The 16,935-nt window shown below is 72.9% G+C and carries 21 protein-coding genes and 1 other RNA gene; 10 read left to right on the forward strand and 12 right to left on the reverse strand.

The window, feature by feature from the left end; translation table 11 throughout:
• Positions 1 to 7: 7 nt before the first annotated feature.
• On the reverse strand, positions 8 to 418 hold the full coding sequence (locus E3O41_RS06740) for a VOC family protein (protein WP_067023288.1): 411 nt from the start codon (positions 416 to 418) through the stop codon (positions 8 to 10).
• Between the two features lie 10 nt (positions 419 to 428).
• On the reverse strand, positions 429 to 896 hold the full coding sequence (locus tag E3O41_RS06745) for a helix-turn-helix transcriptional regulator (RefSeq protein ID WP_067023291.1): 468 nt from the start codon (positions 894 to 896) through the stop codon (positions 429 to 431).
• 80 nt (positions 897 to 976) lie between these two features.
• Between E3O41_RS06745 and E3O41_RS06750 the strand changes: the two genes are divergently transcribed.
• Both E3O41_RS06750 and E3O41_RS06755 read left to right on the forward strand, forming a co-directional pair.
• Positions 977 to 2,044: a YeeE/YedE family protein gene (locus E3O41_RS06750; protein WP_067023293.1), complete on the forward strand. Its 1,068-nt coding sequence runs from the start codon at positions 977 to 979 to the stop codon at positions 2,042 to 2,044.
• Between the two features lie 18 nt (positions 2,045 to 2,062).
• On the forward strand, positions 2,063 to 2,290 hold the full coding sequence (locus E3O41_RS06755; RefSeq protein WP_067023296.1) for a sulfurtransferase TusA family protein: 228 nt from the start codon (positions 2,063 to 2,065) through the stop codon (positions 2,288 to 2,290).
• Here the strand turns inward: E3O41_RS06755 and E3O41_RS06760 are convergent, their stop codons facing one another.
• The gene (locus tag E3O41_RS06760) at positions 2,291 to 2,896 is read right to left on the reverse strand and encodes an LOG family protein (protein ID WP_067023299.1); all 606 of its coding nucleotides are present in this window, start codon (positions 2,894 to 2,896) and stop codon (positions 2,291 to 2,293) included.
• Positions 2,897 to 2,989: 93 nt separating this feature from the next.
• Here E3O41_RS06760 and E3O41_RS06765 point away from each other — a divergent pair, with 93 nt between their 5' ends.
• Entirely contained in the window at positions 2,990 to 3,910 is a 921-nt protein-coding gene (locus E3O41_RS06765) for an AEC family transporter (RefSeq protein WP_067023302.1), read from the forward strand.
• Here the strand turns inward: E3O41_RS06765 and E3O41_RS06770 are convergent.
• The 5 genes from E3O41_RS06770 to E3O41_RS06790 form a co-directional block, all read right to left on the reverse strand.
• Complete coding sequence (locus E3O41_RS06770; protein WP_067024235.1) at positions 3,897 to 4,541, reverse strand: DedA family protein; 645 nt, start codon at positions 4,539 to 4,541, stop codon at positions 3,897 to 3,899. The genes E3O41_RS06765 and E3O41_RS06770 overlap by 14 nt on opposite strands.
• A 21-nt stretch (positions 4,542 to 4,562) precedes the next feature.
• Entirely contained in the window at positions 4,563 to 5,882 is a 1,320-nt protein-coding gene (locus tag E3O41_RS06775) for an acyltransferase family protein (RefSeq protein WP_067023305.1), read from the reverse strand.
• A 110-nt stretch (positions 5,883 to 5,992) separates the two neighbouring features.
• The gene (locus E3O41_RS06780) at positions 5,993 to 6,667 is read right to left on the reverse strand and encodes a response regulator (protein WP_067023309.1); all 675 of its coding nucleotides are present in this window, start codon (positions 6,665 to 6,667) and stop codon (positions 5,993 to 5,995) included.
• Positions 6,664 to 7,851, reverse strand: a complete 1,188-nt coding sequence (locus E3O41_RS06785) for a sensor histidine kinase (RefSeq protein ID WP_067023312.1) — start codon at positions 7,849 to 7,851, stop codon at positions 6,664 to 6,666. Before E3O41_RS06785 ends, E3O41_RS06780 begins: the two co-directional genes overlap by 4 nt.
• Positions 7,852 to 7,911: 60 nt before the next feature.
• Positions 7,912 to 8,679, reverse strand: a complete 768-nt coding sequence (locus E3O41_RS06790) for an SDR family oxidoreductase (protein ID WP_067023315.1) — start codon at positions 8,677 to 8,679, stop codon at positions 7,912 to 7,914.
• 190 nt (positions 8,680 to 8,869) lie between these two features.
• Here E3O41_RS06790 and E3O41_RS06795 point away from each other — a divergent pair, with 190 nt between their 5' ends.
• The 6 genes from E3O41_RS06795 to rnpB all read left to right on the forward strand — a co-directional run bounded on the left by E3O41_RS06795 (position 8,870) and on the right by rnpB (position 12,977).
• A complete protein-coding gene (locus tag E3O41_RS06795; RefSeq protein WP_067023317.1) occupies positions 8,870 to 9,337 on the forward strand; it encodes an NfeD family protein in 468 nt (155 codons plus the stop codon).
• A 27-nt stretch (positions 9,338 to 9,364) separates the two neighbouring features.
• Positions 9,365 to 10,468, forward strand: a complete 1,104-nt coding sequence (locus E3O41_RS06800; protein ID WP_083990796.1) for an SPFH domain-containing protein — start codon at positions 9,365 to 9,367, stop codon at positions 10,466 to 10,468.
• Complete coding sequence (locus tag E3O41_RS06805) at positions 10,465 to 11,223, forward strand: glycerophosphodiester phosphodiesterase family protein (RefSeq protein WP_067023321.1); 759 nt, start codon at positions 10,465 to 10,467, stop codon at positions 11,221 to 11,223. Before E3O41_RS06800 ends, E3O41_RS06805 begins: the two co-directional genes overlap by 4 nt.
• A 117-nt stretch (positions 11,224 to 11,340) precedes the next feature.
• Positions 11,341 to 11,715, forward strand: coding sequence for an RNA polymerase-binding protein RbpA (locus tag E3O41_RS06810; RefSeq protein ID WP_067023324.1), 375 nt, complete (start codon positions 11,341 to 11,343; stop codon positions 11,713 to 11,715).
• A gap of 95 nt (positions 11,716 to 11,810) precedes the next feature.
• Entirely contained in the window at positions 11,811 to 12,605 is a 795-nt protein-coding gene (ppgK, locus tag E3O41_RS06815; protein WP_067023327.1) for a polyphosphate--glucose phosphotransferase, read from the forward strand.
• Positions 12,606 to 12,619: 14 nt separating this feature from the next.
• Positions 12,620 to 12,977: RNase P RNA component class A (gene rnpB, locus E3O41_RS06820), an RNA gene on the forward strand.
• Between the two features lie 10 nt (positions 12,978 to 12,987).
• On the opposite strand, the gene E3O41_RS06825 is transcribed toward rnpB, so the two are convergent.
• The 4 genes from E3O41_RS06825 to E3O41_RS14415 are packed head-to-tail and all read right to left on the reverse strand — an operon-like array spanning position 12,988 to position 16,675.
• Positions 12,988 to 14,724: a bifunctional 3'-5' exonuclease/DNA polymerase gene (locus E3O41_RS06825; RefSeq protein WP_067023330.1), complete on the reverse strand. Its 1,737-nt coding sequence runs from the start codon at positions 14,722 to 14,724 to the stop codon at positions 12,988 to 12,990.
• A complete protein-coding gene (locus E3O41_RS06830) occupies positions 14,705 to 15,187 on the reverse strand; it encodes a reverse transcriptase-like protein (RefSeq protein WP_067023333.1) in 483 nt (160 codons plus the stop codon). Before E3O41_RS06830 ends, E3O41_RS06825 begins: the two co-directional genes overlap by 20 nt.
• Positions 15,184 to 15,891, reverse strand: coding sequence for a zinc ribbon domain-containing protein (locus E3O41_RS06835; RefSeq protein ID WP_425325885.1), 708 nt, complete (start codon positions 15,889 to 15,891; stop codon positions 15,184 to 15,186). Before E3O41_RS06835 ends, E3O41_RS06830 begins: the two co-directional genes overlap by 4 nt.
• Positions 15,803 to 16,675, reverse strand: coding sequence for a hypothetical protein (locus E3O41_RS14415; protein ID WP_244927242.1), 873 nt, complete (start codon positions 16,673 to 16,675; stop codon positions 15,803 to 15,805). Before E3O41_RS14415 ends, E3O41_RS06835 begins: the two co-directional genes overlap by 89 nt.
• A gap of 104 nt (positions 16,676 to 16,779) precedes the next feature.
• Between E3O41_RS14415 and E3O41_RS14125 the strand changes: the two genes are divergently transcribed.
• Positions 16,780 to 16,929 carry a hypothetical protein gene (locus E3O41_RS14125; protein ID WP_158231510.1) on the forward strand — a complete coding sequence of 50 codons (150 nt, stop codon included), beginning with the start codon at positions 16,780 to 16,782 and terminating at the stop codon, positions 16,927 to 16,929.
• Positions 16,930 to 16,935 lie beyond the last annotated feature (6 nt).

Raw genomic sequence — 16,935 nt, forward strand, 5'->3', positions numbered from 1 at the left:
CCGATGCTCAGGCCGTCTGCTGGATGCGCAGCAGGTTGCCCGCGGGGTCGCGGACGGCACCGTCGCGGATGCCGTACGGCTGGTCGGTGGGCTCCTGCACGATCTCCGCGTCCGATGCGGCGAGCCGCTCGAACACCGCGTCGAGCTCCGGCGAGGCCAGGTTCAGGCTCGCGTACGTGCCCTTGGCCATCATCGCCTCGATCATCTCGCGCTCGGCGTCGGTCACGCCCGGGTCGGCGCCGAGTGGGTACAGCACGATCGACACGTCGGGCTGGCCGGCGGGGCCCACCGTGACCCAGTGCATGCCGTTGTAGCCGACGTCGCCGCGCACCTCGAAGCCGAGCACGTCGCGGTAGAAGGCGAGCGAGGCCTCGTAGTCGTTCTGCGGGAGCATGGTCTGATGGATGGTGAGGTTCATGCCGCCCACGCTATGACCCGGACTCCCCCGGCGCTTCTCGATTCCTGACCGGTCGCGCGATCCGCTTCACCATGCACGGCGCGACGCCGTCGAAGTGCCCGAACGCCTGGGCGCGGTACTCCCGCGCCGAGACGCCGACGAGCTCCTTGAAGCGCGTGCTGAAGGTGCCGAGCGACTGCGCGCCCACCGCGAAGCAGATCTCGGTGATGGACAGATCGCTCTCGCGCAGCAGCGCCATGGCGCGCTCCACGCGCCGCGTCATGACGTAGCTGTAGGGCGACTCGCCATACGCCTCGCGGAACAGCCTGCTCAGATGCCCCGACGACATGTGGGCGCCGCGCGCCAGCTCGTCCACGTTGAGCGGCTGGGCGTACTCCCGGTCGATGCGATCGCGCACCCGACGCAACGCGACCAGATCGGCATGCGACACCACGGAGACAGCGTATCCAGCCGTCGCGCGCGAAATGTTCCGAAACATCCCTCTCTCCGAAGGGATCGGTCCCTAGCGTGGCCTCTGCGCCGCACTCCCCCGCGGCGCCTGCCGCGAAAGGACACCGCATGATCGTCACCGGTCTCGCCGTCGGAGCGCTCCTGGGCTATCTGTTCCAGCGAGGGCGCTTCTGCGTCACCGCCGCCTACCGCGACATCTGGCTCTCGCGGAACACCCGCATGCTCTCGGCGCTGCTCCTGCTCATCGCCGTGCACGCCGCCGGGCTGTTCGCCCTGCAGGGCCTGGGCATCGTCTCGCTGCCGGCGCAGACCTTCCCCTGGCTCGCGTCGATCGTGGGCGGTCTGATCTTCGGCTTCGCGATCATCCTCGCGGGTGGCTGCGCCACCGGCACGTACTACCGCGCCGGCGAGGGTCTCGTCGGCAGCTGGTTCGCGCTCGTCTTCTACGGCCTGTTCGCCGCGATCGCCGGAACCGGCCCGCTCGCGGGCGTGACGGAGTGGCTGAAGAGCTTCCAGATCGCCGACGGCACGATCCACGACACGCTCGGTGTCTCGCCGTGGGTTCTCGTCGTCGTCCTCGCCGCGATCGCGGGCGCCCTGGCCGTGCACCATGCGCGCAAGGTGAAGACCCCCGTCGCCACGCTGCCGCCCCGCAAGACGGGACTGGCGCACATCCTCTTCGAGAAGCGCCTGAACCCGTTCCTCGTGGCGGCCCTCATCGGCGTGATCGCCACCATCGCGTGGCCGCTCTCGGCGGCGACCGGACGCAACTCCGGCCTCGGCATCACCGGCCCCTCGCGCAACATCGCCGGCTACCTCGTCACGGGCGACACGGGGCTCATCGACTGGGGCGTCTTCCTCGTCGCGGGCATCCTCCTGGGCGCCACGATCTCGGCGGTCGCCTCGGGCGAGTTCCGCGTGCGGGTGCCCGACGCCGCCACCATCGTCCGCTCGATCGTCGGCGGCGCGCTCATGGGCATCGGCGCGACGATCGCCGGCGGCTGCACGGTCGGCAACTCGATGGTCGCCACCGCGCAGTTCAGCTACCAGGGCTGGGTCGCCACGGGGGCGATGATCCTCGGCGCGGGCATCGCCGTGAAGATCTCGTTCCGCCAGACCCTGCGCACTGCGAACAAGCTCATCGATGCGCCCGCGGCGGCCGCCGCCCGCGTCTGACCACGAAAGGAACCCCCCATGGCCAAGAAGCTGCTCGAGACCAGCGGGCTCGTGTGCCCCTTCCCCCTCGTCGAGGCGAAGGAGGCGATCGCCCAGCTGGATACGGGCGACGAGCTCGTCATCACGTTCGACTGCACGCAGGCGACCGAGACCATCCCCCAGTGGGCCGCCGAGAGCGGCTACCCCGTCACGGCGTTCGACCGGGTGGGCGACGCCGCGTGGACGATCACGGTCCAGAAGGCCTGATCAGCGCAGCGTCGCCGACGGTGCCGACTGCTCGGGCCACTTCGGCGCCGGCGGGGTCCAGGCGAGGAATCGGTCGATCAGCACATCGGGATCGGTGACGACGAGGAGCCCCTCGCGAAAGGCCTCGGCCACGAAGCCCTCCTCGACGAGCTTGTCGAGCATCGCGAGCGCCGGCTGCCAGAATCCGTCGACGTCGTACAGCGCGATCGGCTTGTCGTGGATGCCGAGCTGCAGCCACGTCCACGCCTCGAAGAACTCCTCGAGCGTGCCGACCCCACCCGGCAGCGCGACGAAGCCGTCGGCGAGATCGGCCATCCGCATCTTGCGGGCGTGCATGTCGGGCACCACCTCGAACGCGCTGAGGTCGTCGTGCGCGATCTCCTTGTTCAGGAGCGCCTCGGGCATGACCCCGATGACCTCTCCCCCGGCCTCGCGCGCCGCCGTGGCGACCGCGCCCATGAGGCCCACGTTGCCGCCGCCGTACACGAGGCCGATCCCGCGCTCGGCGATCCGGGTGCCGACGGCGTGCGCGGCGCGCAGGTACGCCTCTCCCCTGCCGGGAGACGATCCGGTGAAGACGGTGATGCGCTCGAGCTCGTGTGGCACCCGACCAGCCTATGTCGGGGCTCGGGCGGGGAGCGCCGCGGCCCGGGCGTATCGTGGACGGGTGATGAGCCACGAACGTATGCCGGACGACGCATGATCGCGGTGCTCACGGGATACGCGGTCGTCGGGCTGGCCATCTTCACCGGCTACGTCATCGGGCGCATCGATCTGCTGGGCGAGCACGCCCGCTACGTGCTCAGCCGCCTCACGTTCTTCGTGCTGAGCCCGTTCCTGCTCTTCGTCGTGCTGGCCGAGGCCGACGTGACGGTGCTGTTCTCGGCGCTGCTGCCCGTCTCGCTGCTGGCCGCGGTGATCATGTTCCTGCTCTACGCGCTCATCTCGCGGCTCGTGCTGCATCGCCCGCTCGGGGCCACGGTCATCGGCTCGCTGGGGTCGGGCTACGTCAACGGCAACAACATCGGCCTGCCGATCGCCACCTACCTGCTCGGCAGCGGCGCCTACTCGGCCCCGATCATCCTCATCCAGCTGCTGCTGTTCACGCCGATCGTCCTCGCCCTGCTCGACGCGATCTCGTCGGGCAGCACGGAGATCCGCCTGATCATCCGCCGCACCCTGCGCAACCCGATGATCATCGGGGCGCTGCTCGGAACCATCGTCGCCTTCACCGGGGCGGAGCTGCCGCCGATCGTCATGGACCCCGCGCGCCTCATCGCCGACGCGGGCATCCCGATCCTCCTCATCAGCTTCGGCATGTCGCTGCACGGGCAGAAGGTGCTCACCACCCACGGCACGCGCGCCGACGTCGTCATCGCCACGGGGTTCAAGCTGCTGCTCATGCCGGTGGTCGCGTGGGCGCTCGGGCGGTTCGCCTTCGGGATGACCGGGCACGACCTGCTGGCGGTGACCGTCATGGCGGCGCTCCCGAGCGCGCAGAACGTCTTCAACTACTCCCAGCGCTACGACGTCGGCGAGACGCTCGCGCGCGACACCGTCTTCCTCACGACGATCGGCTGCATCCCGGTGATCTTCGCCGTCGTGCTCATCCTCGGCTGACGGTCGCGAGCTCCGCGGCGGCCGGCTCGGCCGGCTCACGCCGCGCCCGCCGCCGGGCGCTCACGCGATCGATGACGATGCCGATGAGGAGCGCCAGCGCCACGCCGATGGCCGCCCCGACGAGCGGGTTGGCCTCGAACCACATCCCGGCGATCGTTCCGATCGCCACCGAGTATGCGGCCCACGTCACCGCCGCCACCGCGGACGCGGCGACGAAGCGGCGGCGCGGATAGCCGGTGGCGCCCGCGGTGAGGTTCACGGCGATCCGACCGACCGGGATGTACCGCGCGATGAGGATGAGCGACGTGCCGCGCTGCTCGAGCGATCGTCGCGCCCAGCCGATCGCGGCCGAGGCACGACCGCCGCGCATCCACCGGAAGCGATCGGTGCCGATCCGGCGTCCCAGCAGGTACGTGAGGTTGTCGCCCGCGAAGGCCCCGAGGGCGGCCGCGAGGCCGATGAGCACGGCGTGGGGCGTGCCGGTGGCGGCGCCGATGGCCGCGGCGGCGACGACGATCGTCTCGCTCGGCATGGGCGGGAAGAAGCCGTCGACGGCCGCGACGACGAGTGCGACGAGGTAGATCCACGGCGACGCGGCCAGGCTCAGCAGCGCCTCGGCGATCTGTTCCATCACGATGTGCTCCTCATTCCCTCAGCGATCGCGGACCGCGCGGCCGGCTGGTATGCGGGCGGCAGGTGCATGCCTCCGGTGGATATCCCCCGCCCGCGCGCGGGTGAGGCGCAGCGCCAGGAGCATCACGCCGGCGCTGAGCGCGGCGACGGGGCCGCTAAGGCCGAGCACGAAGATGAGCGCCACGGCCACGACGGCGAGGATCGCGGCGGCGGCGGCGCGCAGGCCCCCCGCCGCCGGACCGAACGCGCCGCGCTCGAACCGGCCCGCCAGCAGGGTGACGGCCGCGACGGCGACCCCCGCCGCCACGAGCCACGCGGGGCGCGTCAGCCACCAGGCGCCCGTCGACGGCGCCGGGAGGTCGAGGGCGCCGGCGATGCCGAGGAGCGCGAGGACGCCGGCCAGGCCGATGAGGACCGGCATGTGCCAGAGGTAGATCGTCATCGCCCGGTCGCCGATCGCGTCGATCCACGACGCCACGCGCGGGACCGCGGCCAGGCGGCGCAGGGCCGGCTGCAGCAGCGAGAACAGCATCACCTGCGCCGTGGCCAGCAGCACGAGCGCCAGCGTGGGCGGGTTGAGGTTGACGTACATGTCGGGCGAGTACGGCCCGGCGCTCGTCAGCAGCGCGAGCAGGCCGAGGGCGCCGGCGGTGGCGGCCGCGCGCGCGTCGGCCGGGATGCGCGCGAGCACGCCGTCGCCGAGCAGGAAGCCCAGCTGCTGCACGAGCAGCCACACGGCGGCGAGGCCCAGGAAGCCGATCGCCTCCACCCCGGTGGCCAGCCGCGCGGCGTCGATCGCGATCACGGCGAGCAGCGGTCCGGCCACACCCCAGGCGGGGCGGCGCTCGTGGAGGGCGACCATGGCGGGAACGAGGGCCTGCACGAGGGCGAAGACGCCGAGGAACCACAGCGGCTGCGACATGCGGAACCCCGCGACGGCCACGATCTCGGCCGGCACGCCCGCCAGGCCGAGAGCGACGAGGCCCGCGCCCATGACGGCCATCGCCACGACGGCGGGGGCGAGCAGGCGCCGGATGCGGCCCGAGGCGAACTGCCCCGCCGTCTCGCCTCGGGCGCGAGCGCGGCGCCACGCGCCGACCGCGGTCGCACCGCCGGCCAGGAAGAACAGCGGCATCATCTGCACGAACCAGCTCACCGGCGCGAACCACTCGGTGTCCATGGCGTTCTCGAACACGGGCATTCCGCCCGAGACGGTCACCCCCACCATGAGGGCGTGCACGAGCACGACGAGCACGGTGCAGGCGGCGCGCAGCAGGTCGAGGCTGCGGTCGCGCCCGGTGACGGCGGCGAGCGTCGGGGCGGGTGAGAGGGTGGTCATCGTGTCTCCTCGGTCGGCTACCGGGAGACCGTACGAGCCGGGCGGGCGGCGGCGGATCACTCCACGGAGTGATCGTGGGCGCCCCGCCTCATCCCGTGGGGTGAGGCCGGTCAGCCGGGCTGGACGAGGCCGGCGTCGTACGCCGTGATGACCAGCTGCACGCGGTCGCGCGCATCGAGCTTCTGCAGCAGCTTGCTCACGTGCGTCTTGACCGTCTGCTCGCCGATGAACAGCTCGCGCGCGATCTCGCCGTTGGCCAGGCCGCGCCCGACGAGCACGAGCACCTCGCGCTCGCGATCGGTCAGCGCGTTCAGGCGCAGCTCCGCCCGCCGCGGCGCGGCCGGCTGAGCGGCGAACCGCTCGATGAAGCGCCTCGTCACGCTGGGCGCCAGCAGCGCCTCGCCCGCGGCCACGACCCGCACCGCCTGGGTGAGCTCCTCCGGCAGCGCGTCCTTGAGGAGGAAGCCGCTGGCGCCGGCGCGCAGGGCGTCGTAGACGTACTCGTCGATGTCGAACGTCGTCAGCATCACGATCCGCGGCACGTGCGGCAGCGGCCGCTCCGGCTGCAGGATCCGGCGCGTGGCCTCGATGCCGTCGCGCTCCGGCATGCGCACGTCCATGAGGATCACGTCGGGGCGCAGCTCGCGGGCCAGGCGCTCGGCCTCCACGCCGTCGCGCGCCTGACCGACCACGCGGATGCCGTCCTGCGCGTCGAGCAGCGCCGCGAAACCGGCCCGCACCATCGCCTGGTCGTCGGCGATGAGCACCGTGATCCGATCGGTCATGATCCCTCCCGGGGCGCGAGCGGCAGCAAGGCGGCCACGCGGAAGCCGCCCGACGGCGTGGGACGGGCCTCCAGCCGCCCGCCGAGGATCGCCGCGCGCTCCCGCATGCCGATCAGCCCGTGCCCGGCGCCGTTCGTGCGGGTGCCCGCCGGCGCGGGCGGCGACGAATTGGTGATCTCGAGGCGCAGGTCGGTGCCGTCGCTCCACAGGCGCGCCTCCACGCCCGTGCCCGGCGCGTGGCGCACCGCGTTGCTGATCGCCTCCTGCACGATGCGGTAGGCGGCGATCCCCGTGGCGGTCGAGACCGGTTCGGTCACCTCGCGCTCGAGGCGGATTGCGGCGCCCGCGCGGCGGGCCTCGGCGACGAGCGCCGGGATGTCGTCGATGCCGGGCTGGGGCACGAGGGCGGCCGGCTCGTCGCCGCGGAGCGCGCCCAGCAGCTGCCGCATCTCGGCCAGCGAGGTGCGGGCCGAGCGGGCGATGTCGTCGAACTCGGCGGCGGCCTCGTCGGGCAGCGCCGCGAGCCGGTAGCGCGCGGAGGTCGCCTGCACCTGGATGAGCGAGAGCCCGTGCGCGACGACATCGTGCAGCTCGCGGGCGATCCGCTGGCGCTCCTCGGCGACCAGCCGGCGCTCGTGCTCCTCGGCGCTCGTCTCGCGCTCGCGCGCCAGCTGACCGGCGATCCGCACGCGCTCGGCCAGCAGCAGCCCCACCACCCACGCGGCCGCCCCGATCGACAGCGCCACGATCACGTCGGCCAGCGCGTCGCCGCGCGGCAGTGCCAGGGCCGAGACCAGCAGGCCGGGCACGAGCAGCGCCGCCGCGCCGCCCCAGGCTCCGCGCGCGGTCGTCACGATCCCCACGAGCAGGGCGAGCGCGATGATCCCGGTCACGGCCCAGGGCCACGGCGGCCCGGCCGGCGCCGGGAACACCCGCAGCGCGAACGACGCCACCGTGAACGCCCCGACGGCCGCGGCCGGGAAGCGCCAGGCCGCGACGAGCGCGGCGCCCTGCACGGCCGTGAGCAGGAGCGCGAAGACGACCGGCACGTCGTAGAAGACGGCCTCCAGCGGCGCCGACACGGCGACCAGCGCCACCGCGGCGATCGACGCCCCGAGATACCACAGGCGTCGCGCGCGCGACCCGCGCTCGAGCGATGCCGGCCGCGGCGGGAGGAAGGTCATCCCGTCATCCTGACACCGCGCGCCCGCGGGCGGATCCCTCCACGGAGGGATCCGCGACGGTCACTCGGCGACGAACCCGGAGATGTCGCCGACGATGCGCTCGTTGTTGGCCGGCACGGGGTCGACGGCCGCCCGGGCGATCTCGGCCGCGAACTCGGCGACGTTGTAGAGCTTGCCCGCCTCCTCGCGGCGCGAGGCGATCGCCCCGGGGTTGGCCCGCTCCAGCAGCGTGGCGGTGATCGTGCCCTCGATCATGTCGCCCGAGACGACGACGAACTCGATGCCGGCGGCCTCGAGGGCCGGGATGCGCTCGCGCAGCGCATCCTCGCCCGCGCGCTTGGACAGCGCCACCGGCTCGTACTCCGGCATGGTCGGCGTGGTGCGGATGAAGTGCGCCTGGTGGCTCGTCACGAAGACGACGCGCGAGCCCTCGCCGAGCAGGGGCAGGGCGGCGTCGAGCACGCCGAGCTGCGCGTCGCGGTTGAGCTTGAGCGCGTAGTCCTCGCCCATGCCCGACTCCATGCCGCCGGAGGCGTTGAGCACGAGGATGTCGAGAGACCCGAAGATGTCGCCGACGGCGCCCATCATCGAGGCCACGGACTCGGCGTCGGTGAGGTCGGCGCCCACGACGAGCGTCTGCACGCCGTACTCGGCGTTCACCTCGGCGGCGAGCTTCTCGGCCCGCGGCGCCTTGTTGCGGAAGTTGATGACGACGTTCGCGCCGGCCTGAGCGAAGTACCGCACGGTGTCGGCGCCGATGCCGCGGGACGAACCCGTGACGAGGGCGGTCTTTCCGGCGAGCGTTCCGGGGGCGAGGGGCTGCGACACGTGAACTCCTGCGGTCGAGGGAGGGGACCTCCCGACATTAGCAAGCGGCGATGCGCGCCCCTCGGGCCCCGCGGACAACGGAACCGCGAATCCGTTGTCGATCCCGGCCAGCGGGCAGGGGTGCCCATGACGGCTCCCCCGCGGCGCGCCGTACCTGGATAGGGTGAGCACAACGAGAGAGGGGGCTCACTTGGATATCGCCGAGTACGCCTGGATCGGCTGGCTGGCGGTGATCGCGATCGTGCTCGTGATCGAGATGCTGTCGGGAGAGTTCACGTTCCTGATGATCTCGATCGGCGCCGCCGCCGGTCTCATCGCGTCGCTGGTGGGCGCGGAGATCTGGCTGCAGATCATCATCGCCGCCGTCGCGGCCGTCGCGCTGCTGCTGTTCCTGCGGCCGCCGCTGCTGCGCCGCCTGCGCAAGCCGCACGATCCCATGAAGTTCAACGTCGACGCGCTCCTCGGCATGCCGGGCACCGTGCAGCAGCCCGTCACGCCGATCGCCGGCGTCGTGAAGCTCGCCGACGGCCAGACCTGGTCGGCCCGCACGGCCATGGCGTCGGAGATCCCCGCGGGCGCCGTGGTCTACGTGCAGTCCGTCAAGGGCGCCCTCGTCTACGTGGGCGACCGCCCGCCCGCCATCGCCCCCACCGCCTGAGCCACCCGGCCGAGAGAGAGAAACCACATGGACAACGTCATCCTCTGGGTGCTCGTCATCGCGATCGTCGTGTTCGCGCTGGTCACCCTGCTGCGCGCTATCACGATCGTCCGCCAGAGCGACGCCGTCATCATCGAGCGCCTCGGCAAGTACAACCGGACGCTGTTCGGCGGACCGCACCTGATCGTGCCCTTCATCGACCGCCCCCGCCTGCGGGTGGATCTGCGCGAGCAGGTCGTCTCGTTCCCGCCGCAGGGTGTTATCACCGAGGACAACCTCACCGTCGCGGTCGACACCGTCGTGTACTTCACGGTCACCGACCCGCGCGCGGCCACCTACGAGATCGCCAACTACCTCGGCGCCGTCGAGCAGCTCACGATCACCACCCTGCGCAACGTCGTCGGCTCGCTCAACCTCGAGGAGGCCCTCGTCAGCCGCGACGTCATCAACGCCAAGCTCATGACCGAGCTCGACGAGGCCACCGGCCGCTGGGGCATCAAGGTCAACCGCGTCGAGCTGAAGGCGATCGATCCGCCCGCCTCGCTGCAGGACGCGATGGAGAAGCAGATGCGCGCGGAGCGCGACCGCCGCGCCGCGATCCTCACGGCCGAGGGCCACAAGCAGTCGCAGATCCTCGTCGCCGAGGGTGCCCGGCAGTCCGAGATCCTCAAGGCCGAGGGCGACAAGCAGGCCCAGGTCCTGCGCGCCCAGGGTGAGTCGGAGGCGATCGAGACGGTGTTCGGCGCCATCCACGCCGGCGCACCCGACGACAAGCTGCTCGCCTACCAGTACCTCCAGATGCTGCCGCGCCTGGCCGAGGGCCAGGCCAGCAAGCTCTGGATCATCCCGAGCGAGCTGACGGAGGCCCTCAAGGGCATCGCGGGTGGCTTCGGCGCGGGCGGCTCGACGTTGCCCGGCATGCCGCGCCCGCCGAAGCCGGCGCCCTCGCGCGGCGACGACCCCGAGGTGAACGCCGCCATGGCCGCCGCCCAGGAGGCGCTCAAGGCCGCCGAGCAGGTCTCGGCCGAGGCGGAGGCCTCCGCCACCGCGGTCGGCGCCCCGCCGGTTCCGCCGCGGCCGTCGGTCGACGCCGCCGACGCGGCCGCGCAGCGGCCCGAGACGGGCGCGTGACGCACCCGTACCTGCACGCCGCCACGAGCCCCCGGATCCTTGCGCACCGGGGGCTCGTGCCGCGTGACGCGCCGGAGATCGCGCCCAACACGCTCGCGGCCTTCGCCGCCGCGCACGCCGCGGGCGTGGAGTTCATCGAGACCGACTGCCACCTCACCGCCGACGGCGAGCTCGTGCTGTTCCACGACGACACGCTCGAGTCGATCACCGCAGACCCGCGCCGGGTGGATGCCGTCACGGCCCGCGAGATGAGCGAGCAGCTGGCGGACCGAGGCGGGCTGGTCACGCTCGCGCAGGCGCTGGAGGCCTTCCCGACCATGCGCTTCAACGTCGACGTCAAGGCCGAGGCGGCGGCCGTACCCGCCGGACGCGTCGCGGCGACCGCCCCCGACCGCGTGCTGCTCACGAGCTTCTCCGACGCGCGCCGCCGGGCCGCCCTGGCGGCCGCCTCCCCCGCCCGGCCGGCGACGTCGGCGGGCCGCGGCACGATCGTCCGCGTGCTCATCGCCGTGCTGCTGCGCTCGAGGCGGCTGGCGCGCCGCGCGCTGCGCGGCATCGACGCGCTGCAGGTGCCCGAGCGCCAGGGACCGATCCGTGTCGTCACCCGGCGTTTCCTCGACCTCGCCCACGACGCGGGGTGCGAGGTGCACGTGTGGACGATCAACGACGTCGCGCGCATGCGCCGCCTCCTCGCGATGGGGGCCGACGGGATCGTCACCGACCGGGCCGACGACGCGATCGCCGCCCTCCGCTGACGCGTCCGCGGCGCGCGTCCAGGGAATCCGCTGGGAGATCCCGATGCGAGCCCGCCGTTCGGATGATCCGCTCAGGCGCGAGCGGTACAAAGGACAGCTGGACGAAAGGACACGACCATGGCAGACCGCAGCCTTCGTGGCATTCGACTCGGCGCCCAGAGCCTGCAGAGCGAGGACGGCGTCGTGTTCATGGAGCGCACGCAGTACACGTACACCTGCAGCAAGTGCGGGCGCGACACCGAGCTGACCTTCGCGGCCGACGCCGAGGCTCCCGCATCGTGGGAGTGCCGCACCTGCGGTGGCGAGGCGCTGCTGCAGACCCCGGAGGGTCAGGCCGAGGTGGACCACTCGGGCGACAAGACGCCCCGCAGCCACTGGGACATGCTGCTCGAGCGCCGCACGATCCCGGAGCTCGAGGAGATCCTCGCCGAGCGCCTCGAGTTCGTGCGCGCCCGTCGCGGCGACACGAGCCGCGCCGCCAAGAGCGCCTGAGCGCATCGAACGCCACCGAAACGCCGACCTTCGGGTCGGCGTTTCGCGTTCCGGGCGGATCAATGCGCGCCCCGGTTCCCAGTAGTCTGAGAACCATGGCGAATAGCGACAATCGTGCGGTCGGCGTCGACGTCGGGGGAACCGGCATGAAGGCCGGAATCGTGGACCTCGACTCGGGCGAACTCCTCAGCGACCGGGTCCGCATCGACACCCCCGAGGGCGCCCAGCCGGCCGACGTGCTCGCCACCGTGCGCGCCCTCCTGGACCTGCTCGGGCCGGACGCCGACGCGCTGCCGCTCGGCATCTGCTTCCCCACCATCGTCAAGGGCGGGCGCACGCTCTCGGCCGCCAACGTGTCGAAGGAGTGGATCGGCTTCGAGGCCGAGAAGTTCTTCGAGGACGGCCTGGGCCGCGACATCCACTTCGTCAACGACGCCGACGCCGCCGGCCTCGCCGAGCTGCGCTACGGCGGCGCGAAGGGCAAGCCGGGCCTGACGATCCTCACCACCCTCGGCACGGGCATCGGCTCCGCGTTCCTCTACGAGGGCAAGCTCGTGCCGAACACCGAGCTGGGCCACCTGATCTGGAAGGGCGACTCGATCGAGCGCTACGCCTCGGCGACGGCGCGCGAGCGCGACGGCCTCACGTGGGAGAAGTGGGCGCACCGCCTGCAGAAGTTCTACGACCACATCGAGTTCCTCTTCTCCCCCGACCTGATCCTCGTCGGCGGCGGCGTGTCGAAGAACCCCGAGAAGTTCATGCCGCTCATCACGACGCGCGCGGAGTTCACCACCGCCACGCACCGCAACAACGCCGGCATCATCGGCGCCGCGAGCCTGGCGAAGACCGACGACGAGTACCTTCGGGAGCTCAGCGGCCCCGCCGCGTAGACTGGAACGGCGAATGGGTCGGCCGGACGGCCGCGTCGCGCGCAAGCGCGCCGAGGAACGTCCGGGCTCCACAGGGCAGGGCGGTGGGTAACACCCACCCGGAGCGATCCGCGAGAAAGTGCAACAGAGAGTAGACCGCCGGCCTCGGCCGGTAAGGGTGAAACGGTGGTGTAAGAGACCACCAGGGGCCGTGGTGACACGGCTCGCTGGGTAAACCTCGCCCGGAGCAAGACCAACAGGGGATGATGACGCGGCCCGCCGAGTCCCCGGGTAGGTTGCTGGAGCGGCACGGCAACGTGTCGCCGAGAGAGATGGCCGTCGACGGAGCGTCACGCTCCCGAACAGAACCCGGCGTACAGGCCGGCCCATTCGCGCTCTCGCGTCAGTCCTTGGCGACGCTGCGTCCGATCCGCACGTCGAGCGGGAAGGCGATCGGGAAGCTGCCGAACAGCAGCCTGCCCGCCGCCTCGGCGGCGCCACGGATCGCATCGGCGGCCTCCTCGGCGCGCTCGGCCGGCGCGTGCACCATCACCTCGTCGTGCAGGAAGAACGCCAGGTGCGGCCGTCGGGCGAACACCGGACCGGACGCGCGGGCCGCGTGATCCTCCGGCACCGGCGGAATCGCCGCCAGGCGGGCGCGCAGATCGGCCAGCCACGCCAGCGCCCACTCGGCCGCCGTGCCCTGCACCACGAAGTTGCGGGTGAAGCGGCCCTGGTCGCGCGCCAGGCGCCGCGCCCGCTGCTCGTCCGCGGCGCCGTCCGACGCGCGCCGCTGCGCCTCGAGCCAGGCGGCGCTCGGGGCCGGCGAGACGCGGCCGAGCCACGTCGAGACCTGCCCGCCCCGCTCCCCCTCGCGCGCCGCGGCGTCGACCAGCGCCATCGCCCGAGGGAACACCTGGCGCAGGCGCGGCACGAGTCGGCCGGAGTCGCCCGTCGTCGATCCGTAGAGCGCGCCGAGCATCGCCACCTTCGCCTCGGCCCGAGTGGCGACGGCGCCGCTCGCGACGACGCCCTCGTACAGGTCGGAGCCCGCGGCGGCGGCCATGCGCTCGTCCCGGGCCATCGCCGCAAGCACCCGCGGCTCCAGCTGCGCCACGTCGGCGTCGATCATCACCCACCCGGGATCGGCGCGCACCGCGTCGCGCAGGCCGCGCGGGATCTGCAGCGCGCCGCCGCCGGACGAGGCCCATCGCCCCGTCACCACGCCGCCGGGCACGTACACCGGCCGGAACCGGCCGTCGCGGACCCACTCGGCCAGCCACGCCCACCCGTTCGCGGTGTACAGGCGCATGAGGCGCTTGTACTCCAGCAGCGGCTCGATCACGGGGTGATCGTGCTCGGCCAGCTCCCACTTGCTCGTCGACTCCACGCGCACGCCGGCGCGGTGCAGCGCCCGCAGCAGCTTGGGCTGCGAGTCGAGCGAGGCCGCCGGATCCCCCAGCGCCGCGCGCACCGCGGCCGCCGTCTGGGCGATGCGGGCGGGCGTGCCGCCGGCGATGCGCTCGCCCAGCTCGGTCCGCAGCAGCGCGTCGTGACGGTCGGCATCCCACGGCAGGCCGGCCGCGCGCAGCTCGGCCGCGACGAGCGAGCCCGCCGACTCGGCCGCCAGCAGCAGCCGCAGCCGACCGGGGTCGGCGGCGCGGGCCAGCGCGGCCTCCTGGCGCTCGTACTCCGCGAGCGTGCGGTCGAAGGCGGACGGGCGCGGGGCGTCGCCGCCGATCTCGAACAGCGCGTCGGGCGCATCGTCGTCCACCGCCTCGTCCCACCCGCCGTCGCGGGTGTCGGCCGGGTCGGGCACCGCCAGGGCGAGGATCGCGCGGCACAGGCGCAGATCGTGGCAGCGCGACACCCGGACGCCGGCGGCGAGCAGCCGCGGGTACCACTCGGCCGAGCCCGACCAGATCCAGCGCACGCCGCGGCCGGCCCGCGCGGCCTCGGCCTCGCGCAGCGCGACCCACGCCGGCAGCTCGGCGTCGCTCAGCGGGCGCCGACCCGCCGCGCCCTCCCGGTCGAGGGCCACGGCGACGATCGCCCCGCCCGGCGTGCGACCGAGGACGATCCGATCGGCCGCATCCCACGGCGCGACCGGCGGGGGCGCGTCAGAAGAGCCGCTCGCCATCGACGGGCGCGGCCTCGGTGGTCACGGCGGTGTGGCCGTCCAGGTCGCGACGGAACGAGAGGCGCTTGTCCATCGACTCGTTGGCGGCCGCGTCGGCGAGCTTGTTCTCGGCGCGCGGCACCCACTCGAACGTCACGGCCCGCGGCCCGATGAGGTCGCGGGCGCGACGCGCGAGCACCTGCATGTCGGGGTGCTTGATCTTCCAGCGCCCCGTCATCTGCTCCACGACGAGCTTGGAGTCCATGCGCACGTGGATCGCGTCAGGATCCCGCTCGACGGCGGCGGCGATCCCCGCGATCATCCCGTTGTACTCGGCGACGTTGTTCGTGGCCACGCCCACGAACACGCCCAGCTCGGACAGCACCTCCCCGGTGGCGGGGTCGATCACGACCGCTCCCCCGGCGGCGACGCCCGGGTTGCCGCGCGAGCCGCCGTCGGCCTCGACGATGAGCGCGCGCGTCATTCGAACCGCACCCCGCCCTGTTCGGCGGACTCCTCGAGCCCGCTCTCGTTCGTGCGCACGAGGATGGTGCCGCACTCCGGGCAGTACGCCAGCTCGTCCTTCGGGGTGGCGCGCAGCACCGCGATGTCGCTGGGCGAGAGCGCGATGCGGCAGCCGCCGCACGTGGTGCGCGTGAACAGCGCGGCCCCCGTGCCGCGGGCGGCGAGGCGGTCGTACTCCGCGCGCAGCGCGGCGGGCAGCGCCGTGGCCAGGGCCTCCCGATCGCGCGTGAGCTGCCCCAGCTCGCGCTCGGCGTCGGCCACGGCCCGCTTCGCCTCCTCGCTGAGCCGGCGTCCCTCGGCGGTGGTGGCGTCCATGAGGGCCTGCTGCTCGGCGAGCTCGGCCTCGGCGACGTCCCGGCGCTCCATGAGCTCGAGCTCGGCGGTCTCGAGGTCGTCGATGCGACGGCCCAGCGCCGCGATCTCCTCCTGCAGCGCGAGCGCGTCGCGGGCGATCGCCGTCTGCGTCAGGCGCTCCTCGTCGCGGGCGCGGCGCTTGCGCGCCACCTCGATATCGGCCTCCACACGCCGCAGCTCGGCGAGCACATCGTCGCGGGCGTTGGTGCGGGCGACGAGCTCACGCCCCTGGCCGTTGCGCTGCTCGATCAGCTCCTTCACCCGCGTGGCCTGCGGCGGGTTCGACCGCGCCGCCTCCGCGCGCTTCATGCGTCGATCGATATCGGCGAGGTCGAGCAGCTGCAGCTGATCCGCGGGTGAGGCCTTCATCCCTCCAGCCTACGGCGCGCAGCACCCGTGCCGAGCGGCCCGCGCCCGGCGCCGACGTGTCCGCGACGAGCGCGGCCGCGAACACCGCGATGCACGAGAGCACGAGCATCTCGCCCAGGTCCTCGCCGAACCCGATCGCGCGATCGAGCAGGCGCTCCGACGACACGAGGGAGTGCAGCAGGTCGACAACGACCCCGAAGAACGCGAGCGCCGCGACGAGGACGAGCAGCGACCGCGACACGCGCCGGGAGGGCGGAGCGCTCGCGCGCCAGCTCACCGCCAGCGCCGCGGTCATCACCCCGGCCCCCACGAGCGGTGCCGCGAGCTCCCCCACCGCCTGCGCGTCGAAGGGGCCGACGGGCCCGACCACGCCGCGCGTGCGCAGCAGGTAGCCGACGCGCTCGTGGACGAGCAGCGCGTCATCGGCGAGGAAGAAGGCGAACAGCGGCGGCCAGACCAGCAGCGCCCAGGCGCGGCGCCGCCACACGAAGACGCTCAGCAGAGCGATCACGAGCGCGTACTGCGCGTACTGCACCCATTCGGCGATGCTGTGGTCGAGATCGAGTCGAAGCGGCGCCGGCCCGTCGAGGAACACCAGCGCGCCGATGTGGAGCAGGGCCAGGGCGGCATCGGCGGCGAGGAGCGCGACCGCCAGCGCCCGCACGCGCGGATGCTGTCGCGCGAGCCGCTCCCGCAGCCGCGGCATCGCCGTCCGTTCGCTCACGCGTCACCTCAGTCCGTCCCCGATGCCCCACTGTCACCCGGGCGGCGGCGGGGCGGCCCCGTGATCGCTACCTGATTTCCGACGCGTCACCTAGGATCGACGCGATGTCGAAGACACGCGAACGCCTCCTCGTCGCCGGCGCGACGATCGCCGTGATCCTTGTCATGGCGCTGATCGCGGGGCTTCGTGGCCTCTCCCGAGCCCTCGATCGCGACGCCGCGCGCGAGGAGGAGCTGGCGTTAGGTATGTCCTGACCCCGT

It is taken from the genome of Microbacterium sediminis (assembly GCF_004564075.1).
Classification (GTDB): domain Bacteria; phylum Actinomycetota; class Actinomycetes; order Actinomycetales; family Microbacteriaceae; genus Microbacterium; species Microbacterium sediminis.